This is a genomic window from Paenibacillus sp. 1182 (assembly GCF_017833915.1).
Taxonomy (GTDB): domain Bacteria; phylum Bacillota; class Bacilli; order Paenibacillales; family Paenibacillaceae; genus Paenibacillus; species Paenibacillus polymyxa_D.
The window spans coordinates 39,328-63,177 of record NZ_JAFICR010000008.1 but is presented as its reverse complement, the minus strand read 5'-3'; the positions used below and the strand labels follow the sequence as shown (position 1 = coordinate 63,177).

Sequence of the window (23,850 nt, the reverse complement as noted above, 5' to 3'; positions counted from 1 at the left end):
CTTTTATTTTTCCAGAGCAACTCACGCCACTCCACTCTGCTCTATGGCGTTGGGGGCTGACTAGAGGAGTTTGGGTCTTCCTGTACCTCTGGAACACTTACTATGCTGGAATCTATAGCGCCGCTACTCTCTATGGAATGGGGAGGCAACGCCAACTGCGGAGCGGCTGCACCATTTTTACCTACTGGTTTTCCCTGATTGTCATAGTAGTACATCGGAACGTTGCCCACCACCAGCAAATAAGAAACGGGGATTTCCGTCTCCACAATCTGAGGTTGCATCTCAAACGGTATAACCACAGACACTTCCGTCGTAATCCGAATATACACTTCAACCAAGATCATGTTTATGCCCGCATCCTGTTGCCGCGTATTTAAATCCACCTTGATCGCTCCATGCGGCTCCACCTTTAGAGGAATCTTGGGGCCATAAGCTGCCAACAATGGACTGCCCAATGCCTGACCAATCGGAACGCTCTCATCAAAATGGCTCATGCTGTCCATCGTTGCCTTAACTGCTTTGAGCGTGTCTGACGTAATTCTCATATGCTCTGCATAATTCAGAACAAAGCCGGAGGTTCTTCCTTGTGCATCCGTTCTCCATTCGATCAAATTATCAGCTGTCTTCCCCTGCTCTACCTGTGCTGTAATTGCTGAATTAATAGCCTCCGTCGCCATTTGTTTGACCCGCACTTTTGCCAGATGCATCATGGGCGGCTTCAAATGCTGCTCCACATAAGCAGCCACCTGTATGATTCCTACCAGCAGCGCCAGTACCACAATCAAAAATACTCTACGTCTGCCGCGTCGCCTTCTGTTGGGCGCGCTGTGCCATTGCGGTCTTCTCATCATCCGATCCCCCCGCAGCGTTGAACTTACCCTACAAGGATATGCAAGGAAGGGACGAAAAAGAAGCCGCCCGTCCGGCAGCTCCTCTAGATGGAACAAATATATAATTGCAAATATAAGGTGCACTCATTATTTGAAAATATGGTCAATCTTTTCGATATCAGCCTGACTCAATTGGACATTTAGCGTCTTCAGATTCGCCAGCACCTGCTCCGGCCCCTTCGCCCCTGGAATGAGGGCATCAATCGAATCGCGGGTCAAATACCATGCGAGCACTACGTGAGCAACCTCTGCATTCAACGCATTGGCAATCTCCCGTACCTGCTCCACTTTGTCCAAATTAAGAGCAAATGTATCTCCCTGAAACAGTGGATTATTCGCTCTAATGTCCGTGAAGGTCATGTCTTTCGTATACTTACCACCCAGCAATCCTGAAGCTAGCGGGAAATAAGGCACAAACGAAATGCCATTTTCCTTGGTATAAGGCAGCAGATCCTTCTCAGCTTCCCGTTGAAACAAATTATATTGGGATTGGAGCACATCTACATAACCGTCGCTATTCGCATCCTTAAGTTGTTCAATGGAAAAGTTAGATACGCCAATAGCCTTGATTTTGCCTTCGTCCTTAAGCTTCTTCAGTTCTCCGACTGCTTCTGCCTTCGGCGTAGCTTCATCGGGGAAATGGATATAGAACAGATCGATATAATCGGTCTGCAATCTTTTCAGACTGGATTCGACGGATTCACGCAAAAAAGCAGGCGAGTTGTCAAAAACGACCTCTCCGTTCACAAATTTGTGTGCACCCTTCGTGGCAATAACAGCTTTATCACGCTGACCACGCTCTTTCAATACCTCACCAATTAATCGTTCCGAGTGCTCAGGTCCATAAATAAAAGCCGTATCCAGAAAATTGATGCCGTTATCCAAAGCTGTGCGAACGACTTCTTTGCCCGTTTCATTGTTCAAATCGGAAAAGAGATTATGTCCTCCCACCTTATTTGCACCCAAACCGATTGGTTTTACATATAAATCTGTTTTACCAAGACGCACTTGCTCTGCCAATTCACGTCATCTCCTTTTCGAAAGTTACTTCCATTTTATTATTAAATTCCAAAAAAGGCAAAGTGCGTACCTGGCTGCTGAGCCCCATCCTATTTTCTTTTTCGCTTCATACTACGAATGGTCGTTTTTGTGGCCTGATCCACCCGATATGATTCCGTGATTTTTTGCAGAGCTTTATTGAAAGTAAAATCATCCAATGTATTATGATTTAAATACGCCATCGTTGCCTCAGGCAGTTTGATATAACAGATCGATATCGCCCATGCTACCGCCATTTGTACATAATAATCCTCACGATGGGTCTGATCTAGCAGAGCAAACACCCGGTTCATATACTGTTCCTCAATATAAAAATTCAGAAGCATAACTACACCAAACCGAATTTCATATTCTTTCTTGGAGAGCAAGTAGGGTTGAATAAACTCCCACACCCGTTCTTTATGATGTTTGGTGATTTTCAATCCGGCACAGAAACTATCACATACGGACCAATTATCAATTTTAGGAACAAACTTGGCGGTATAACTCAAAACTTCCTCTATATCCGTTTTTACAGAACCAATCACCATGCCTTGCAGCATGACTTCTTCGAAGTGATCACTTTCAGCAGTCTCCAGATAGAGACGCCAATCCCCTTTGGCGATATTTTGAGCTAGCTTACGCAGCATTGGCAGACGTACACCCAGCACATTATTAATCGTCGGAAGCAATGCAGCCGTGAATTTCTGAAAATCCGCATCCACATATGACAGTATTTGTTCTCTGATTGTTTTCTCCATCGTTTCCACTCCCTGATTTTTAACGAAATGAAATACTCCACAAATAAATGGAGGCCACCGAACCATAAGGCGAATAGACTCGGCGGTACTCCTCGAATTGCTGCTTGGTCAATGTATCCAGATGGTACAACTTCATCATTCCCCGTCGAATAGCCATATCACCCCAACTGACGACATCTGGACGCTCCATGCAATTCATCAGCATCATTTCAGCCGTCCAAGGTCCTATTCCTTGCAGCGAGGACAATTTCTGGATCACCTGTGCATCGGAAAGCTCATATAATTCCTGTAAATCCAACAGGCCCTGCTCGATCGTCTGGGCTATATTAAGGATACATGTGGCCTTTTTCATGGTGATACCACAGCTTTGAATATCTAAAGCCGTCTGAACGGCTATATTTTGTGGAGTGATCACGCCTAACTTCTCCTGCATCCTTGCCCATATGGTCTGAACCGCCTTGGCCGATATAAGCTGTCCCACAATTGCATGAACGAGCGCCGCAAACAGGTCAGGAATGATCACCCGTTCTACCTTGCCCATTTGCGTCATCGCTGCACCAAGTACGGTGTCTACGTTTTTTAGATAATTGATTTCCTTGTCCCCATAATCAAAGTTTTTGGTCATTACGGTTTGCATTCGTTCTCCCGCTGCCCCCTTATATGGTTCACTCTTGGTTCAATGGCATAGACTTCTGTTCCATCAAGGTTCGAATCCTTCTTTGCTCACGTAGAGCTGTTCTTTCGGGAAAACATGGAGAAAACGTTCATAAACCGTCTTATAGGCAGCAGGATGATACCATTCTTCCAGCCCCAATGACTCGTACAGCGCACCTATTTTTAAGCTACGCGTTCGTCTCCCCCCACTGCCATCTCCCATAAAATAATCATCAATACAGACACGGTTGACCAGAGGCAAAAGCTTGTCTGCAAAATGTTCACTGCTTGGAAGCATCGGAGCAATCGTAGCTTGCGTCGGTACACCTGCCTCCTTTAAGAGATGCAGCGTTTGGAGACGAGCCTGGATGGGAGGAGCTTCCGGGGTAAAATGTTTGCGTATATCTTCTCGATCTGTTTCTACAGTCATACTTACACGAACACGATCCCCCAATCGGAGCAGTAAATCGGTATCCCGCCGTACCAGTGGACTGCGCGTCTGTAAAAAGAGAAAATCTGGTGGCTCATCCACCATCACCTCCAGCAGAGACCGGGTCACCTCTTCCTTGTACTCAGCAGGCTGATAAGGATCTGTGCTTGACGACATGAAAATCGTGACTTTACCTTTGGATTTGGCTCTACGAAGTTCCTTGCGAAGAATATCTGCCGCCTGATTTTTAATATCAACCCATGTCCCCCACGCTTCCTTCCGAAATGTGGAGACTGGCAATTGGCGTACATAGCAATACGAGCAACCAAAGGTACAACCTGTATACGGGTTCAACGAGTGTGTATACCCTGACAAGAAGCCGGTCCCTTTATTCAGAAGTGTCTTTGGGGATTTGTAATACTCATTTTTCATACTGAACCAACGCCACTCTTTCCTTTTCGAGCTGCAAAAGCTTAACCTTCATGTCCAAACCACCACGATATCCGGTCATAGCTCCATTTTTACCAATGACCCGATGACAAGGGACCGTAACCAAAATCGGATTAGCACCGATGGCGGCCCCCACCGCACGAACAGAGGCTGGTTTTTGAATAGCGTTGGCAATATCTGAATAGGATAGTGTTTCCCCATACGGAATATCACACAACGCATTCCAAACCGCCAGCTGGAATGCAGTCCCCTGAAAGTCAAAGGGCAATGTAAATTGGGTGCGCTCCCCTTGGAAATATTCAATCAGCTCCTTGGCATAGGGCTGTAAAGCAGCATCCTCTTCAACTAAAGGGCTACCGGGAAATCGACTTCCTGCCCATGAAAACAATTCCTCTACAGGATGATTGGGCGAGCCCACATAACATAGTCCTTCCGATGTAGCTGCAATATATAAATTCCAATCCTCATGTGTCAACAATGACCAATAGATCGTTTTATTTATTTGATGTGCCATGCTGTGTACCTCCATTTTATGTTGCTTTCGATTTGAGTTGGCGATATTGCAATGGGGTGTAGCCTGTATTCTTTTTAAATAACGTAATAAAGTAAGGTGCATTGGACAGACCTACGTTCTCCCCCACTTCCGCAACAGATATATCTGAGCAGATGAGCAGCTCCTTCGCTTGTTCCAACCTGGTCTGCTGTATATATTCCATCGGGGTTAGATGCATGACCCGCTTGAAGGTACGATGTAAATGATACGGACTTCCATGACTTATCTCAGCTAGGATGTGCAATGTTAAGTCCTTCATATAGTTAGAATTCACGTATTCTGTAACCAGTGCGATCCATTCATGATCAGGCAATCGTTGTCCTGTCGGTTTGCATCTTTTGCATGGACGGAAATGCTCGGCCAATGCCTGCTCTGCTGTTTTAAATATACGGATGTTTTCTCTTTTGGGAGGACGGGATTTGCAGGAGGGGCGACAAAATATTCCCGTTGTCTTCACAGCGTACAAAAATACCCCATCATAAGACTTGTCGTTTTCTACAATAGCGCTCCACTTGTCGTCAGTTATGGATAAATCGGATGTTCTCATTCAAATCACCTCTCTGATGCAAATGTGGCCTCCCCACATATCCATGGCAGGACTATTCAAAATCCTTCTGTCTAAATTATAGACTAAATAGTGAACATATGTACCCTTCTTGGAATGTAAAGGCAAGATAACGAAAAAAAGATGACTCCCCGCGGAGTCACCTTTGATCTTACTTAGCTATCATTACTTAGGCTTGAAGTTTGCTCGGTTCAGCGGTGATCGTCAACTCATCTGCAGGAGGCTGATATTCCTTTGACCAATACTCCGCATTTGAAATACCTGCTTTCTCCGGGTCGAACACCGGATCTAGCCCTTGCTTTCGCTGCCGTTCGTAATCCTTAAGCACGCGGAAAGCAGGTTTGGCCAGCAGAATCATGGCGATTAGATTCACCCAGAGCATAATACCGACGCCCATATCCCCCAGTGTCCACGCCAGAGCCGATTCCTTGACCGCCGTTCCGTAGAACGTCGAACCCAGAATAACCAGCTTTAGGACGAACATGGGCCATTTTGCTTTATAATCTGCAACCAGATAGGCCATATTTGTTTCTGCGATGTAATAATAAGAGATAATGGTTGTAAACGCGAAAAAGAACAATGTAATTGCCAGCAGACTGGAGCCGAAGCCCGGAAATACTGACTCAATAGCAGCCTGTGTATACTGGGTCCCCTCTTCAACACCGGGAAGATTGTGCACAATAAAGTCGCCACCGGGTCCCTTCACGTTATACATACCTGTGAACAGAACCATAAAAGCCGTAGACGTACAGACCAAAAAGGTATCTACGTACACGGAAAATGCCTGGACCAGCCCCTGCTTCGCCGGATGAGATACTTCCGCAGCGGCTGCCGGATGCGCACCAGAGCCTTGTCCGGCTTCGTTGGAATAAATCCCCCGCTTTACACCCCAAGCAATCGCCGTCCCTGCCATACCGCCGAACACAGAATCCACGCCAAAGGCACTACGAAAGATTAGCGAAAATACATCGGGAAGTGCAGTAATGTTCGTCATCATAATGTAGAAAGAGACGAGGATGTAACCGAGTGCCATAAACGGAATGACAACCTGAGCCACATTGGCAATCCTTTTTACACCACCAAAAATGATAAGCGCCAGCAACACGACTACTAGAATCCCTGAAACCTTCATATCCATGCCAAACGAACTGTGAAAAGCTACAGCAATGGAGTTCGATTGAGTTCCCGGCATCAGTAAACACATCGCGACCAACGCAGCAACCGCAAAAATGACGGCAAACCATTTTAAGCCTGTCCCTTTTTCAATATAAAAGGCTGGACCGCCCCGGTACTGACCATCGCGCTTTACCTTATACACCTGAGCCAGTGTGGATTCTACAAAAGCTGTAGCCGATCCGATAAAGGCCATGACCCACATCCAAAATATCGCCCCAGGTCCACCCATACCAACCGCCAAAGCAATCCCAGCAATATTCCCCGTCCCTACACGCCCCGATAGTGCCATCGTAAAGGCCTGAAAGGAGGATACACCTGCCTCGGAACTTTTCCCTTTAAATACTAGGCGGATCATCTCTTTGAAATACCTGATTTGTAGGAAGCGAGTCATGATCGAAAATAATAGCCCCACACCCAAACAGACATATACCACAGGATTGCTCCAAATGACGCCGTTTACTGCCTCTGCCCACTGCTCTAACATTCCTTGTATTTCCCCCTGATCAATCAATTGATTTTCCAGTCTATGTTTTCAGAAAATTTGCATAATTACAAAAAATTATAGATTAGTTTTTACCCCCGTACAAGTTAATTTAATTGACATATTGTCAATTACAAGTGGGCTTACCAGCTACATAAAATGACGACAAAAAAGCTCTGATGATCCGAGAATATGGATCATCAGAGCCTTGTCCTTAAGACATTTAGGCAATGCTTTCTTTCTCATTCAAAGCACTAGACAGTTTCAACAGTGGGGCCTGCTCCGTTACCTCTCCTTGAGCGATTGGAAGGACTTCAGTATATTCGGAAGAATTCGTAATGATAACTGGCGTAATCGTAGGATAACCCTCTGCCCTGATCTGCTCAACATCAAACTCGAGCAGTAGGTCCCCAGCTTTCACCTGATCGCCTTCTTTGATATGGGACGTAAAATGTTTACCGTCCAGCTTGACCGTATCTACTCCGACGTGAATCAGAACTTCTGCGCCATGATGCGAAACAACTGCAAGCGCATGTTTTTTCTTGAACGCCACGGTGATGGTTCCATCGAACGGGGCCACGACTCTGCCCGTTGTCGGTTGGATGGCGATCCCTTTGCCCATAGCTTCCGAAGCAAATGCAGGATCGGGAACCTCCGACAAAGCGACCACAGTTCCTTCAATTGGGCTGAGTACCTCTTCATTAGAAACAACAACTGTAGAGGTCGATTCTTTAGCCGAATTGTTAGTAGTTTCCTCTTCTTCAACTGGATCTTCAAAACCTAAAATATAAGTCAAGATGGCCGACACCAGGAATGAAACGGTAATCCCTAAAATCAATCCCGGGAATCCTTGTCCACCAGGGCCGTAAAAGATCGGCAAGGTCAGCAACCCAGGTGCGCCAGAGGCAAATGCTTGCGTTCCCGCTTGACCGATAATGGCACCACCGGCGGCGCCGCCGATAATACCTGCAATAAACGGACGTTTCAGTGGCAACGTAACCCCATAAACTGCTGGCTCCGTGATGCCGAATAAAGCGGTAAGTGTAGCGGAACCCGCCAGCGTTTTCAGCTTTTTATTTTTCGTTTTCAGCATAACACCGAACGCTGCGCCGGTTTGAGCAAAGACGGAAGCCGAAGCAGCGGGCTTAATGCCATCCCGGCCGTTGACAGCAATGTTATTAATAAATACAGGTATAAGCCCCCAGTGAACACCAAAAATAACGAGCAGCTGCCAGCAAGCACCAAGGATTGCTCCAGCCAGCAACGGACTAAAGCTGAACGCAGCAACGAGTGCGGTAGCGATTGCATTGCCCACATACACCCCGACTGGACCAAAGACCATCAGGGTCAGAGGAAGCATAATTACAAGTAGAATCAAAGGTGTAATAAAGTTTTTAACGCTCTCGTGGATCACTCGATTGCACCATTTTTCCAGCTTACTCATGACGATGACGGCTAAAATGATCGGAATAACGGTAGATGAATAACTCATCATAACAATAGGAATACCGAAAAAGTCCGTAGGTGTACCTTCCGTTTTTAGCGTGACAATGGTCGGGTAAAGCAACCCTCCGGCAATGGTCAGGGCAACGAAGATATTACCTCCAAATTTCCGTGCCGTTGTAACCGCTAACAAGAGAGGGAGGAAATAAAACAAGCTGTCGGCCGCAGCATACAAAATCATATAGGTAGTGTCTTTCGGTAGCAACCAACCAAGGTTACTCGCAATCAGCAGCAGACCTTTCAAAATACCGGACCCCGCCATAACTCCGAGCAAAGGTGCAAAAATGCTGGAAATTACGTCGATTACGGCACCAAATCCTTTGTTGCCTTTAGCTGAATGATCTTCTTTTCCAGTTTCATTCAAGATATTGGATACATTGCCGATTGCATTATATACCTCTGGTACTTTGTTGCCGACTACAACCTGGAACTGACCACCGCTCTGCTTCACAGTGATAATTCCGTCGGTTTTTTCCAACTTTCCCTTGTCCGCTTTTGCCTCATCTTTTAGCACAAAACGCAGGCGTGTGGCGCAGTGAACGAGCGATACTACATTTTTTTCGCCACCTACCAGGTGTACAATTTCTTTGGCCAGTTTTTCATAACTCATGATGGACACCTCCATGTTCTAAGGGGCTTTTTACATATTTAGGCACACAAAAAACCTAAGCCTTGAAAAATGGTGGGCACTTTAGTCCCGCAATTTTTCATGACTTAGGTTTTGCCTGCATAACCAGTAACAATCCCAGTTAAAACTTATTAAATTCCTGTTACTCTCATAATATAACCAATCTACCATATTTGTCAACAAAAACTTTTAATCGTCTATTCTTGGTCTTTTTTCGTTGAAAACGTTCGACTTATCTGCTCACCACCCGTTCAATATGCACGGTCAGATACAATTTTTCTTCGTTCGTCAATTCGTGGTTGTATTCTTTTTGCACAAAAGCTCCGATTTTCTCTGTACAAGCAGCCGCTTCCTTATGCTTTTCCTTAATCATGTCATACAAATGATCATAGTTATTTTCGTAGTGATTTCCCTTAAATACGCGCTGGGCGAAAAATTTCAGATGCGTAATAAAACGGAAATAGCTCAGAGAGTCCTCGTCGAACTCCACCTTAAAATGATATTTTGCGATATTGATAATTTGCTGGATAAACTTCGTGATACTCATGGTCGTAATGACTTCCTCGTTCATTTCAGCATTCACGATGTGAATCGCAATATAAGCCGCTTCGTCCACAGGCAGTTCAATACCGAGCCTTTGTTTGATTTGTTCCAACGTTTTCAGACCCATCGCGAATTCTTCTTTGTACAACTGCTTGACTTCCCACAATAACGCGTTTTTGATTTCCAATCCTTCCCGGTATCTTTCAACAGCGAAATTGATATGATCAGTCAGCGAAACATAAATATTTTCGTTCAGCTTTCTATTCAGATTATGCTTGGCGTCATTAATGACTTCCTCCACAATCACAATCAAATCAAGCGGTACCTCACGCAACAGCATTTTAAAGTTATCGGACGTCTGCTTGTTTTTCAGAGCAAATACCTTCTGAATTCTGGTTTCGTCTACTTTGTCTCCAGGCTTTTTCTTAAAAGCAATCCCCCGACCCATCACTACGAGTTCGGTGCCGTCCGTCTGGTAGACGCTGATTACATTGTTGTTGATGACCTTTGCTATGTTCATCTTGATCCCCCGTTCCATATGCCAGCAAGAGCCACACTTGCTCCATCCTCTTTATTGTAAACAGAAAAAAAACCGAAGCACGCCAAATAAACAAGACTGTAACATCTTCTTATTTGTGGCTTAGGTTTTGCCTGCTACGCAGTAACAATCCTAAAAATGATGGAATTGCGTCAAGTATAGCCCGAAGAGGAACGATTGTCAACGCTTTCAATGAAGAAACGAAGATCGGGAATCCCCGTGGGCCCGGGACGTCCGATCCTATTTTCTTGTGGTACGATTATTCGCCCAGATTTTCGCCGTCGGAATGAATTACGTTTTTGTACCAGTGGAAGCTTTTCTTTTTAATACGTTTCAACGAACCGCTTCCTTCGTTGTCGCGGTCCACATAAATATAACCGTAGCGTTTTTTCATCTCTCCTGAGGAAGCACTGACAATGTCAATAGGTCCCCAACTTGTGTAACCGATAATTTCAACTCCGTCTTGAAGAGCCTCACCCATTTCGGCAATATGCCGCTTGAGATAGTCGATCCGGTAATCGTCGTTAACTTCTCCTTCAGGCGAAACCACATCATTGGCACCAAAACCGTTTTCCACTACGAACAGAGGCTTTTGGTAACGATCATGCAATTGGTTGGCTGTGATGCGGAATCCTTTTGGATCGATCGTCCAGCCCCATTCGGACTTGTCCAAATATGGATTGGCCACGGAGCCAAATACATTACCACTGGTCATGTTCTTGACGATTTCCGGGTCTGTGCTGGTCGTCCGGCTCGAATAGTAGCTGAATCCGATATAGTCAACGGTATGATCTTTCAGAATAGCTGCGTCGCCTGATTCCATCTCAATGTTTAATCCATGATCCTTGAAGAAGCGCTTCGCATAACCAGGATATTCGCCGCGTGACTGTACATCAATGAAGAAGTAGGACTCGCGGTCTTTTTCCATGCCCTGATACACATCTTCGGGATTACACGTATACGGATAGAAGCTGCCGGCAGCAAGCATACAGCCAATCTGGGCATCCGGGATAATCTCGTGACACGCTTTAACAGCCAGCGCACTTGCGACAAGCTGATGATGTGCAGCCTGGTACTGAATTTGTTTAACGTTTTCACCTTCTTGAAAAACAAGCCCGGCACCGAGAAACGGCAAATGGAGAAGCATGTTAATCTCGTTGAATGTCATCCAGTATTTCACTTTATCCTTATAGCGGGTGAATACTGTTTTGGCATAGGTTTCAAACAGGCCTACCAGCTTCCGGCTCCGCCAGCTTCCATATTTCTCGACCAGATCTACCGGCACGTCAAAATGAGCGAGGGTAACGACTGGCTGAATGCCATGTTTATGTAACTCGTCGAACAAATCATCGTAGAATTGCAAACCTGCTTCATTTGGAGTAGCGTCTTCTCCTGTTGGAAAAATACGAGCCCAGGCAATGGAAACGCGCAGCGCCTTAAATCCCATTTCTGCAAATAGCGCGATATCCTCGCGATAGTGATGATAGAAATCAATGGCTTCGTGGGAAGGATAGAATTCGCTTTCAAGTGGAGTCAGCGAAGGAACATTCCCTTTCATTATGTTTCTTCTCTTCTCTCCGGTAGGCAGCAAATCTACCAGACTCAATCCTTTACCGTCTTCCAAATAAGCACCCTCAGCCTGATTGGCAGCAAGAGCACCGCCCCATAAAAAGTCTTTAGGAAAAATATAACTGGACATAAACATTCTCCTTCCAAATGTGTGATAAAAGGGGTTCCGATGGGTGATAGATAATAAAAAAACCCAAACCAGCCTGTATACACTTACAGTGTAAACAAGCCAATTCAGGTTATGCCCTATCGGTAACATCCCATGAAAAGGTTATACGTATTTGATTGAAACTCTAACAAAGATTTGGGAACCTGTCAAATTCATTTGATATAATAACACGCATTTAACTAACCAACAGCATTACTTCAATCTATTGGGTAATCAATAGAAAGACCCAACCCAAGGTGGCGATAGACATGAAGAACGAAGAAATCGGTGATCTACTCAGTTGCTAATTTAAAATATTTTGTTGCAAGAAATTTAGAAAATCCCTTTGCATAGAGCCAAGAGGAATAATTTTTTTGATTATCTTGAACCTCCAATGCTGTCCTTTACTGTTAAATGACCATATTGCAGAAGAGAGATATATGGAATGATATTTTTGTTCTTGTAAATCAGCTACTTCAAATTCAACTTTTTGTACTACTTTAGTGGAAAATAGATTGAGGAAAAGGATAATAATTTCATCATTATTTAGGAGTAATATAGCCCGACTTGACCAAGCCGAAAGGCTTTGAGGAGTTGAATAGCAGATAAGCATGTTAGGTTCTCTATGCGATTCAGTTAGCTTATTAATAGTTTTTTTGTTAATGAATATCATAACCAAAAACCTTTCTATTTGGATGTTCAAATAAAATAGCTTTTTAAAGAATATCTTTCAAAATATTTAAAATTCTAATTGTTTCCATTGTTTGTTTATTGATTCGTTTCATAAACTCGCCGACATGAAGCTTAATCTTATAAAACCTCTAAAAAAACACGTTATTCGCCACATTGGATTTAAGCCACAGCCATAGCCCCTCGACTGGATTCAGATTGGGACTATAGGGCGGAAGAAAGACCCGGTGCAGGCGTAGATGTTCCTTCAGGAGGAGTTGTAACCCAGTGGCATATAGTTATTAAGTTGTCCTCAGGAGAGTGTTTATCTTACAACATCATATAGAAAATATCCTGCCCTTTTTTACTATAAAAACAAGAAACCTCCATCAATTTATCCCCATTCTTACTGGGTTTACTGGTAGATAGTTTGTCTCATTTAGATGTTATAAGTAGTCTTATTTGATTTTATAAACCACATAGACAGATATCCATCTCTCATAGTTCTATTCCACCTTAATAAAAATTCACCCAGAATGGTACGATTTGTATGTTATATGATTGAGTATAACACTGAATAGTATAAATTAGTTCTAAAAAACCATACTTTATACCCTATTTTTTTCAAACCTATCAAACCAAAGTCTTTTTCCATATCAAAAAAACCAATCATAATAAGCGCTTTCAACCAAATCGATACATTTTTATGTAGTCTTTAACATTAAATTACTTCAACTTAAACGGTTGGGGTATCAACATACTATCTGGCAAGCGTCCTGGATGGACTGGGTGACCGAATTTTGTTTCTCCAAAGCACATAATTTCTTTTTCTTTTTGTTGTTCTAGAAGACGTAAAACCTTATGATTCATATGAAATTTCTCCCCATCTTTACCCCACGCTAAAATTGCATAATCTGATTTAGCTATAGATTTTTCAATTATCTCCATGTTATTCTTATTCCCACCACTAATCTGTTTGTAATTGAGCTTAAATAACTCAGTTGGTTTAGGGGTTATCCAGGGATATAAATTCACAATAATTACAGCTTTGCAATTTAAGTGTCTATGGATAGCATTAATACATTTATCAATTGTCGGATCAACAACATCTTCGTCGGTTTTACTAGGATTGAGCATTATTAAAGTAGTTATTTTATTTAAGGAAGACTCGCTCCAAGCATATTCAAAATAATATCTGTATTTGCGTTTAGACTTTAGTTTAGTGTCAAAAACTACATTAACATTTTCCTTTTCTTCTTCAGACCAAAACCTCACACTGAATTCTCCTTAATTCATATTTATGATTGTATCTTACCATCTTTGGTCTATAAGATGTCTACAGTCTTAATACTAACAATGAAAAAAATCCGCCCTATGAGAGGGCTTTTAGTATGGAGACGAAGGGAGTCGAACCCTGTTAAGGTTTCCCCAAAACCTTATTCTACAAGCCCTTATTTTTTCTGTCCAACTTAGTGTAGCCGATCCATACGTCATAGCAACGTATCATATTCATGCAGAATACAACACAAGATGACCCTTTTTTTTGTTTAAGGACAAATAACCATCCCCTTTTTAATCTCAAAAAGCGACGATACCGACGAAAGCGTCAAACTAAGCCAAAGTCAGTATCGTCGCTTTCTTTCTGTAGAAATGGAGAGAGTCCCGTCATTCTTACTCTTAATGGAAAAAGGAGGCAGAACACGCATCTATCTAGCTTCTCTTTTGCTATTTATCACATGTGTCCATTAGAAACACTAACAAGCTTCGACCTGAATTGGTCAAAACTGGGCCTACTTAAATAACGTACGTTACATAAAAAAGATACCATCATGCGGCTAACTCATATTGATGCAAAACAATTCCACCGTCTTTAATGATTAAATTCAATACAAGTTTCTTTTGGGTAAGCCCCCACTCTTGGCAGGACTCTCTCCACAAAGTTTTCTTCCCAAAAATGCTTCTGTTCTATACCACCTATATTAATCCCGAGAAATGAGGGATCAATAAATAAATCCTGCCCGTTAATCAATTTAATATGCAAAACATCACATATTAACGCATCATGCTCCATCTCCAAATTGAAAAATATCATACAACTCACTTCATTAGTTGCTAATGGGTTCGTGAATATAAAATCACCGATCTTAGCTTTACTAGGAGTCATATCTTCAATATCATTTTCATATTTGAAGGAATCAACTATTGTGATACGAAGTCTACCATAACCATCTATTGCTTCAAGTTCAATAAACTGATCACCAAACTCAAAGTATACAAAATTCGTATTAGCAACAAATTCAGAAACCCCATCCTCTTCCACATGTACAACACCAGTTAAATGGATATCATCTATTGAATTATACCCTATCAGTTCTTTCATTTTTTCTAACATAATATAATACCCTCCAATTTTTATGGGACAAAAACTATATTCAGGTCCATTGCCTTACCTTGTTCAAGAAGCGTGACCCATTCACCATTAGGCTTTGTTACCACTGTCAGCCCCTCTCCCCTATATATGTTAAGTACTCCAGAATCTCTATTTATTGTCCCCTTACCAACAAATTCAAATGTCCCATTATCAATATTTTTTTGAATATCCTGCAAAAATCTAGGCCCATCTGCTTCGAGTTTAGGATATTTTGTACCTAGCTTCTTTTCTAAAAGTGTTTTGTGTTTGAGAAAATGCTTTTTGAAATTATTACCTGCAGTAACTACATTTTTTCCAACTTCACCAGTAGTTTTAGTTTCAGGAAGCTTTTCGTTCGGTTTACTTGGTTTCTCCGAGGAAGGTGTGCCTTCACTCTTGCCTGACTTCGCACTAGAGGGTTTAGACGGCGCTGAGCTACTTGGCCCCTCGCTTTTAAACATTCGATAAAGATCCTTAGTACTTTCCACACTATTGGATGCTCCGGTATACGTTACCGCTGCCCCATGTGCTCCCAAAAGGGCAGATTGTGCCATAGCAAGGACGCCTACAGGTGCCCCTACTCCCGTGGTCGTTACCAAACCACCTAAGAATCCTTCCCCCACAGCACCAGCCATTTCTACGACTCCGGCTACAGTTGTCAAGGCATGTCCGATCACTTCACCTGTTTTACGCGCCTTCGGATGATCTGAAGCATATTCCTTATTCATTATTCCAAACGAGTAATTTGTTACAACCGCTGCTCCTGCTCCTAATACCACTTCTCCACTCACATCTGCCGTATACTCCAACTCGTTCGCCATCTGCTTCGCCATAATGGCTTCATTTTCGGCATTCTGGAGCTGGCCTGCCGTCATAAGATCCCACCATGATTGCTCTTTTTCTTCTTCCTTTGGCTTCGACTGTTGGGCCATGTAATTTTCGGAATTCACCTTCCAGCGTTGTCTCAAATCCGCAGGAATCTGTTGGTATGCCTCCCCCACTTCATTTGCAAGCCGCCGTATATAGGGTACTATATCCTCCATTGATGTGGGTAACCCTAATTCACGTGCACTCGTAAACACCTTCCCCAGTATCCACTTGCTATAATAGGCATCCCTGGCTTTCTCGTGCTCGTACTGACTGATGAGTCCTTCCAGTGCTAAACCAGCCAAATATTTCAGCGGGTGCAACCCACCTTTAGCACCTCCGCCTCCAGCACGACTCGTTCCTGTGCTACGAACAGGAATAGCTGCGGTTGCGAGCAGAATCGAACCCGCTGCTATTCCCATAGGTCCGATTAGCGCTGCTGCTCCCATCGCAACTCCCGCCACTACTCCCATCACCGGAATGGAGCCTAACAGCTTGGACACCGTACCCAGCATCGCATCGGCTTGTTTTTGAGCTGCCGGGCTCGTGATTTTCGCGGTCGGGGGCTTTGCTGTGCTGTTGGATGAAACCTTCGCTGCTTCGGATTGTGCTGCTTCATATGCCTTAATACTCATCAGCGGCGGTTCCGGCACGGGAGGAAGATCCATGACGAACACTGGAGCCTTCACCGTACCCTCTTGATCAATCACTGGGGCTTTAACATCCGTTTCACCATCCAGCACCATACTGCTGGCTCCGCCCTTTAGATACAATGCACTTCCCGCCTCAAGTGACAGCTCCTGACCTGCATCCAGCTTCACATGACCGCCTTGAATCTGCACATTTCCCGGACTGCTGACGGTTATACCACTCCCTTCATGGAGTGTAATGGAAAATGCCCCCGAGGTGGACAGAGTTAGCTCTTGCTCCGACATGTCCACGCCACTTCCTTGCGCATGTCTCCATACTTTGACGTCTGGCTGCCCCGTTGCGTGTCGCTGCTGCCGTAGCGAATCCGTCACATACGCTTCATGTTCCCGGCTCGTCGGCAAGTAAAGCTCCACACGCTCCCCGATCTCCGGCATATCATACCAGCCGCTGTGTTCTTCCGCTACATAACGAGTGACCACCGGAAACCAGCATGCTTTAGCTGGGTCTTGTTTGGGATCGATATCTAGCTGGAGCTGTACAAAGTCTTGCTGTACCTTTAACACACTACCCGTAAGTGTAATGCCCGTAACCTTATCGTTTTCATAACGGGCATAGCGGATATCCTGTTCGGCCTGGAGATCGTAACGAGTGAGCAACAAGCCATCCTCTAACCGTGTCACCGCCCGAACGACAACCAGTTCTTTTCCTGATCCAATCGGTAACGTAATGAGATCTCCTAGCGCATAGTATTGCAGGCTTTCGATCACGTAAGTCACATACGAGCCTGCACGTTTTCCCGGCTTTCCCTCGTCCAACTCATGAAACGTTTTCCGTACCCGGTAAAATACATCCCGTTCCACCCTGTACGGTTTGCCTTCCGGCATCCCGAAAAAAACCTTGGGCGAAGCTGCGGTGATCTCCGGCACCAGCACCGACCCAAAGCGAGAGGCAAGGCGCTTTAAAAACGCCCAATCTGTCTCCTCATATTGTAAAACAAAAGTGTCTAGTTTGGCATAGTTCGTGACGGTATCAATGGCATCTCCATACTGGTATTTTCGAACCATTGTTGTGACCAGATCATCATAGGTACGATGAATATCCTGATAGGATCGCTTTTTCAGCTTGATATCCATCTGATACGAATGTGAAGCTGCCTCCAGTTCAAAGGTATACACCCCTCGCCAGCAATGCACCGACATACGTCTAACAATCCCATGGAACAATCGTCTTATCGACTGTCCCTGCTCATCCAATTGGCGGATGACAATCGGCTCCTCCTCCATGTTCTGCCCAATACACGCGGCTCCCTGTTCTTCCGACAGCATGCCACTTACCATCAAATATGCATGATCGTTGATGGCTCTTGTAATTTGAAGCTTCTCTATATGTTGAGGCTGAAAGGAACCGTAAAAACGCAGGCTTTCATACCCGATTCCGTTTTGTAATACACTCAAGTGAGTTCATGTCTCCTTTCAGGCGGCTTAAAGCCGCGAGGCCGCTTCCGAAACCCAACGGCTTTGAAACAGGCCCTTAATCCAGCTCCTGCCCGTCATTTTCAATTCGGATATGACCACAATACAGACATTGATGGGTACAGTTCTGTGTCAAGGCGGGCTGCCCTCGATCTTCACGTCACTTTTCCCGTTCAGCCACGGCATGGTCAGGACCGGAACACACGGAGCCTTCTTCACGCCATAGATGTCCACCATCTCACTAGCCTGTACGGCTGGATTTAGAAGACTGGAGCAATTCCCAAAAGACTGAATGTTCACTCTAGGCACGTAATCTCCAATGTTCATTTGCGCTTTGTTTTTCACGTAGACCCCAGGGCTAAAAGGTCGTTTCAAACGGGTAGGCTGCGTGCCATAACTACAGCTTAAAATTGCTCCTGCCACGACATAGCTCTTTTTTGCACCCGTTCCTGGTTTCACTTGGGCTTCTCCCACCTTACTCCATCCTCCTTAGTGCTCCATCTCGATTCTTTGTACTCGAATGCCTGTAAAAGATCGACGCAGCAGACTTTCTGCCACAGCCAAATGGATATAGATATGAGGTTCGATCAATCCCACAATCCGAAAAACGGACGATGGGATATCTCCCGGTTTGAGCACTAAATGCTTCAACGTATCATTGGGGTACCATTCCGTTTGTGCGGACAAACAGTCCACCATCGGCGGACGAAGCACCCAGTACACCTCCTGTCTGACCTGCTGGAAATTAGTAAGGACGGCCGCTTTCCATTTCAGTCCCGGCATATATTTTTCCAATAATGCTTTCAGCCGATCCGACACCAGCGGCAGAGGAAATTCCAACAAGTCCGGGTACACTGTTCGTGAATCGGTATGTACAGCCAGAAAAAGAGGATCATCCTGCTGTTTCTGTCCCTGGGTCTCTGTCAAGATGTCTTCTACTTGCAGAGGAGTCAGCGCAGCAGGCTCCACCCGATGTTTTACCCGCTCGTCTACCATCAGTCGAAAATATCTCAATGCAGCCACTCCCTTTTTCTAACGGCATCCCTCGCCTGTGCAGACGCAGACGGCTCTTTGTATGAAAGGGAAGCCTCAAGAGTTGCCCATTCCAATCCAATGGCTCCTCTACGCTGTGCATCGGTAAATATGACTCCTTGTACATTGGCGTCCGTAAAATCAGTTCCGATCAAACAAGCCCCTTTAAAGGAAGCACCTGACACATCCGCTCCAGCAAAGCAGGCATCCGTAAGATCCGCCCCGTTCAAGAACGCCCTTTGTAGTAACGAATTTTGAAATACGGCTCCTCGCAACTGTGCATCTTGAAAACGGGCCCCCTGCAAACTCGCCCCTGTGAAATCTACGCCAGCAAAACCCAATGGCTCCCAATCTAAAGAAGCATCCGAGCCATATCCGGCGTTACCCATAACGACATCCAGTATCGCCCCTTTCATCGAGCATCCGCTAAAATCGGCTCCATGAAGCAAGCTGTACGTTAAGTCGATTCCATCGAGTTGACTTTCCTGCCACATCGTTCCAACCAAGACACAGCCATGCAAGCGACTATGTTCCATCTCGATTTGGCGAAAAGCCGTATAGCGGAAATCCAACTGACTATAATCTCCGTCCGAAAGCTGGATTTTCTCCAACGCCTGATAGCTATAGGCATGCTCTTCTTGTTCCTCCAGCCACGACCGGATTTCGCTCGCCTCCAACGCTCTGCGATCTTCTTTATACACCGATACAGTGTGGTCCATATATTCCCCCACACGAATCTCAAATGTTTCTTCCCGATCCAGCTCCTGAAATTCAGGTAAGTGCACCGCATATTTCATCGCCAGCCGCATTATATTTACAACAAGTACATGAATATGTACCGCTGCCTCCAGCATGACCTGCTCCCATTCAAGCTCCGGTAGAGAAACATGCTGCTTCTCTACCTCCCTTCGCAATTTTTGTTGCAAATCGGTCCAATAGGAATATGTCCAGCTTGTATCCCATTCGAATCGGATCGGTTCAGGATCAAGTACCCATAAAGCGTTCGCTGCCTCCACCAGATAGGTAGGCCGCTCCTCCAACCATGTGGTACGTAGCATGGAGTACGTGATATAACCGATCTTTTCTTTTCTTCCTTGAAGCTGCTCTTGCCGAATGTCCCGGCAATATCCCCGAAACTCCTCGACACAGGCTTGAATCCGCTGATCTTGCTTCGCTTTGAACTTCAGCGCCCAGTCTCTGCGGATCAGGAACCACGCCTGATTTAAGATGACTTGCTGCTGCGGGTTTAGCTCATCTATAGGCTTCTCCATTTGCATTCCTCCACTAGTTGAAGCTCTTCATATGTCATATCATCATACTGCCGCACTACAGCCTAATTCGACTTCACTTCACTGCCCTTCATATCCACTGATCCGCTCAATTGAATATGACTGCCGTTGCAATCCATACGCAGCTCACTGCCTGCGGACAGACTCATCGTTTTCCCAGCAGATAGACTCAAATTTCCACCCGCTGAGATACTTACTTGCTTGCTGCTTACGATATGAATGCCTTCCTTGTCGTCCAGCTTGATAAAATGGGGTGTTCGCCATATTTTCATCTGCGGATTGGAAAACTTGTTGTGTCCGTCCCCTCTGCCTGCACGTCGAACCGCCCTCCCCGCTATCCCATCTTCTTCACGACTGCCCGGAAAATAGAGTGAAACCGGATCACCTTTTTCCGGCATCACATACCAGCCAGTATGGCCCCCAGCACTATACACCGTCGAATAGTTGAACCAGTGTGCCTTATCTACATCCTGCTTCTCATCGCAATCCAGATGGATGCGCACCTGATCCTGGCGGACGTCCACAACCATACCGCTTAAAGAGGCTCCCGCCAGCTTTTCCTGATAGTAGCTTTTTTGCCGTAAGCCTTTGTACGAGGCAAGCACATATTGATGCCGCAGCAGCCCTTTTCGGTATAGGCTTCCACTACATACAAGCTGTGTCCCTGAAAGGCCATCTGAGCTCCCAAATCCAGTACCTCGTCCGTTTCTACCTCATATAAAATAAAGTCATTTTCTGTCACCATCGCCTGCTCATTTTCCTGAAAATAACGGAAAGGCAGCATCTGCTTGCGCACGGTATAACGGGTATGATCCAGCACGACCTGTGCAGGGCTATCCTCAATGCCAAAATAAAATTTAGGACTGTCAAAACGAGCCACAGGCATCAGGCTCGTATGATACCGGGAGGCTATACGTCTCAAGAACGCCCAGTCCGTCTCCTGATACTGGATGGCAAGCCTTCCGATTTGCTCTCCACCTGTCGCTCCATCAATCACATCCAGCCCTTCGTAGTCCTTGCCAATCTGCTCCAGCATCTGAGGAATGGTCATTTTGGTATATTGAAGAGCGAGTACGCTTTAGGATATCCATCCTGTAGGTATGGGAGATTGCCTCCACTTCCAGATAGTACACGTCCCGCACGACCTTAACTTCGACTGATAGAGCCATTCCGCTGAAGAGCGGCTTGCTTTCGCCCGATTCATCCCGTTGGCTCACCTGAATGGCGGTGTTCTTTTCCGTTGTTTCCACATAGCTGTCCTGCATATCCTCGGGGATAATTCCTGTAAAATAGAGCCGGGTATGCTCATTGATTTTTTTCGTGAGGGTAAGCTGCTCCAGCTCAACCAACTCGAAGGGATAGATTTGAATTTGATCGTAACCGAGGCTCATAGGAAAGCCACTCCTTTCTCAAATGTGGAATCCGAAGGTGACGGAACAATATGGAGCGATTGCACTGTATTTTCTGCCACAGGCAACCACGCTTCCATGTCCGATTCCATACAGTTAAACGTACCCATCGTCACCTGTCCCTCATGGACAAACAACAGCATTTCGTTGTACAGATTAACGTCCACACCTGCTGCCACAAAACGAATCAGCCCGATGGCCAGCCCGGAAGGATTCACAATCATTTCCGTACCGATCCAGTTACGAATCGGTTGTACAGACCGCAATACATCTGCCATTTGTTCTACAAACTCGAGAAGCTCGTCCACCTCCAAAGCCGATTCTGTCGGATTAAAGGTGATGTTCACCGTACCGTCCAAAGAGGTATAAATGATCTGCGGACGTTGTTCCGAGGGATATTTAAATCGGGCTTGCTCCAGTGGCATCAGGCTAAAAAATTTGGGGATGCTAACCGCCATTTGTCCATCCAAAATCGTTTTCCATTCCAACGGGATCAGCTCATCACCCATCCGTAGCACCCTGTTTTGTTCAGCAACGGAGTTGTCCTGATCGGGTACATCAGCTTGAGATAGGTTCGTATTTACGTTATTAGATGCTGCATCATGATTAAGCTTATTTTTGAGACTTAGGATATGCTCGTCCATATAGTTCATAGAGGTAGTCCCTTCTTCTTAAAAGGATGAGAGTTTACTTCAAAATACGAAAGTAAGAGGGGATATTTAACAATAGCCCATCTTATGTATGTATCGGCCAGAATAGAGATTATGTTTACAGAAAGAACCATACGAAGCGTTATTTTCAATGTATATTTCTGAAATTAATATAGAAATGAGGATGAATAGGAACGGACTACCGATCAAACTAAATCCGTCTTAGCCAAAAAAAAAGAAATTATCATGAGAGCACACACCAGATGTTCCTTTTCTTTTTTAAGGGCAAATAATCATCCCCATTGAACCTAAAAAAATTGACGGTACCGACGAAAGCGTCATTCTACGCCAACATCGGTACCGTCGCTATTTTTCTTTAAGAAATGGAACAAATTCCCTTTCAAACTGCTTGCCAAGCATTCTTTCTACCTGCTCTTTTCCCTTTCAAATTAAACTTATATAAATGAAAAATCAATACTATTCAGTTATATGCAGTGCATAAAATTTATAATCCAAGTTTGTAGACATGATGTCTACAAGTTCTAGTACAATTTGTCCCTTAATAATTTCATGTGTTTAGTTACATTAAAGTTGGTAACTGAGAAATCCCATACTTACAAGTAATTTCGGGTAATTCATCAATATTTTGAATTACATTAATGTTGGTAACTAATAATACACCCTTATTTCTCAGTTACATTAATGTTGGTAACTAATAATACACCCTTATTTCTCAGTTACATTAATGACAGTAACCACAATCTATACTCTAAAGAGCCTTTACGATCTAGATTGAAATATGAATAGCTACCCGTTACAATATCCCAAAAAAAATCATGTGACTAGCTTTTGATGTCTGCACAAATGAAACAGAGAGGACTATAAATTTCACAGGACAACCATGATAGCTCACTATATGAAGATCAAACTGGCTCTCCCTTTAGTATCCCTATATCAATTTCCTTCCTGCGCTAAGTGCAACTCGAGGCAATCCGGTAACAATTTGAATCTCCTACTGATAGTTTTGCAAAAAAGTGCCTTCTAAAGTAGCTCTGTAATATAGTTGTTGTTTTAGAGGATTATCAAAGTGTAAATAATATATTCTTAAAATATTTCACTATCGAATCGGATTCGAGAATATTAACACGGTTTTTTCCTTGATAAGACTTATTGAATCAAGGTCTCCATGAAAGGAAACGGCTTCATATATCTATTCCAATTAATTGAAAAACTCTTAACTCATCTTCCAGATAAGTTAAGAGTTTCTCTTCAACCTCGGTAATAACTTTTAATAACTGGCCCATGCTAGTTTTAAATTTCCCAAACAATTAATTATAAATCAACTTGTTATGTGCAACGTGGTTCCTGATAAGTATTGAATTTTCCACCGGTCCTCAAAGTGGCAAAAGTCACAAGGGAACCAATTAAAAAATAATATTCCCAAAAATCCTTGTCGAATTCTAATTGGTCGATT

The 23,850-nt window shown here is 44.3% G+C and carries 18 protein-coding genes and 2 pseudogenes; all 20 read right to left on the bottom strand.

The window, feature by feature from the left end; all coding sequences use genetic code 11:
• Positions 1-41: 41 nt before the first annotated feature.
• Positions 42-851: a sporulation protein YunB gene (yunB, locus tag JOD82_RS16885; protein WP_051718005.1), complete on the bottom strand. Its 810-nt coding sequence runs from the start codon at positions 849-851 to the stop codon at positions 42-44.
• A 126-nt stretch (positions 852-977) separates the two neighbouring features.
• Positions 978-1,910 carry an aldo/keto reductase gene (locus JOD82_RS16880; protein ID WP_069012600.1) on the bottom strand — a complete coding sequence of 311 codons (933 nt, stop codon included), beginning with the start codon at positions 1,908-1,910 and terminating at the stop codon, positions 978-980.
• A gap of 89 nt (positions 1,911-1,999) precedes the next feature.
• Positions 2,000-2,689 (bottom strand): DNA alkylation repair protein, encoded by a 690-nt coding sequence (locus tag JOD82_RS16875; RefSeq protein WP_069012599.1) that lies wholly within the window; start codon positions 2,687-2,689, stop codon positions 2,000-2,002.
• A gap of 19 nt (positions 2,690-2,708) precedes the next feature.
• The gene (locus JOD82_RS16870; RefSeq protein ID WP_209949702.1) at positions 2,709-3,326 is read right to left on the bottom strand and encodes a DNA-3-methyladenine glycosylase family protein; all 618 of its coding nucleotides are present in this window, start codon (positions 3,324-3,326) and stop codon (positions 2,709-2,711) included.
• Between the two features lie 63 nt (positions 3,327-3,389).
• Complete coding sequence (locus JOD82_RS16865) at positions 3,390-4,205, bottom strand: SPL family radical SAM protein (RefSeq protein ID WP_029518189.1); 816 nt, start codon at positions 4,203-4,205, stop codon at positions 3,390-3,392.
• Positions 4,195-4,737, bottom strand: coding sequence for a methylated-DNA--[protein]-cysteine S-methyltransferase (locus tag JOD82_RS16860; protein WP_029518188.1), 543 nt, complete (start codon positions 4,735-4,737; stop codon positions 4,195-4,197). Before JOD82_RS16860 ends, JOD82_RS16865 begins: the two co-directional genes overlap by 11 nt.
• Positions 4,738-4,753: 16 nt before the next feature.
• On the bottom strand, positions 4,754-5,323 hold the full coding sequence (locus JOD82_RS16855) for a bifunctional transcriptional activator/DNA repair enzyme AdaA (protein WP_209949701.1): 570 nt from the start codon (positions 5,321-5,323) through the stop codon (positions 4,754-4,756).
• 187 nt (positions 5,324-5,510) lie between these two features.
• Complete coding sequence (locus JOD82_RS16850) at positions 5,511-7,001, bottom strand: alanine/glycine:cation symporter family protein (RefSeq protein WP_209949700.1); 1,491 nt, start codon at positions 6,999-7,001, stop codon at positions 5,511-5,513.
• 220 nt (positions 7,002-7,221) lie between these two features.
• Complete coding sequence (locus tag JOD82_RS16845; protein WP_209949699.1) at positions 7,222-9,111, bottom strand: beta-glucoside-specific PTS transporter subunit IIABC; 1,890 nt, start codon at positions 9,109-9,111, stop codon at positions 7,222-7,224.
• 250 nt (positions 9,112-9,361) lie between these two features.
• A complete protein-coding gene (gene licT, locus JOD82_RS16840) occupies positions 9,362-10,192 on the bottom strand; it encodes a BglG family transcription antiterminator LicT (protein WP_209949698.1) in 831 nt (276 codons plus the stop codon).
• Between the two features lie 277 nt (positions 10,193-10,469).
• The gene (locus JOD82_RS16835) at positions 10,470-11,909 is read right to left on the bottom strand and encodes a 6-phospho-beta-glucosidase (protein ID WP_209949697.1); all 1,440 of its coding nucleotides are present in this window, start codon (positions 11,907-11,909) and stop codon (positions 10,470-10,472) included.
• An 839-nt stretch (positions 11,910-12,748) separates the two neighbouring features.
• Positions 12,749-12,868, bottom strand: a complete 120-nt coding sequence (locus JOD82_RS16830) for a transposase (RefSeq protein WP_103050178.1) — start codon at positions 12,866-12,868, stop codon at positions 12,749-12,751.
• A 454-nt stretch (positions 12,869-13,322) separates the two neighbouring features.
• On the bottom strand, positions 13,323-13,871 hold the full coding sequence (locus JOD82_RS16825; RefSeq protein ID WP_209940408.1) for a DUF1643 domain-containing protein: 549 nt from the start codon (positions 13,869-13,871) through the stop codon (positions 13,323-13,325).
• Positions 13,872-14,466: 595 nt separating this feature from the next.
• Positions 14,467-14,988 carry a hypothetical protein gene (locus tag JOD82_RS16820; protein WP_209940409.1) on the bottom strand — a complete coding sequence of 174 codons (522 nt, stop codon included), beginning with the start codon at positions 14,986-14,988 and terminating at the stop codon, positions 14,467-14,469.
• Between the two features lie 20 nt (positions 14,989-15,008).
• Positions 15,009-17,978 (bottom strand): contractile injection system protein, VgrG/Pvc8 family, encoded by a 2,970-nt coding sequence (locus tag JOD82_RS16815; protein ID WP_245249071.1) that lies wholly within the window; start codon positions 17,976-17,978, stop codon positions 15,009-15,011.
• A gap of 76 nt (positions 17,979-18,054) precedes the next feature.
• A pseudogene (locus JOD82_RS16810) lies at positions 18,055-18,470 on the bottom strand (DUF4280 domain-containing protein).
• Positions 18,471-18,485: 15 nt separating this feature from the next.
• Positions 18,486-18,992 carry a hypothetical protein gene (locus tag JOD82_RS16805; protein WP_209943530.1) on the bottom strand — a complete coding sequence of 169 codons (507 nt, stop codon included), beginning with the start codon at positions 18,990-18,992 and terminating at the stop codon, positions 18,486-18,488.
• A 14-nt stretch (positions 18,993-19,006) separates the two neighbouring features.
• Entirely contained in the window at positions 19,007-20,299 is a 1,293-nt protein-coding gene (locus JOD82_RS16800; protein WP_209940410.1) for a pentapeptide repeat-containing protein, read from the bottom strand.
• 62 nt (positions 20,300-20,361) lie between these two features.
• A pseudogene (locus tag JOD82_RS16795) lies at positions 20,362-21,708 on the bottom strand (phage baseplate assembly protein V).
• Positions 21,705-22,379: a hypothetical protein gene (locus JOD82_RS16790; RefSeq protein ID WP_209949696.1), complete on the bottom strand. Its 675-nt coding sequence runs from the start codon at positions 22,377-22,379 to the stop codon at positions 21,705-21,707. The pseudogene JOD82_RS16795 and the gene JOD82_RS16790 overlap by 4 nt, the downstream one beginning before the upstream one ends.
• Positions 22,380-23,850 lie beyond the last annotated feature (1,471 nt).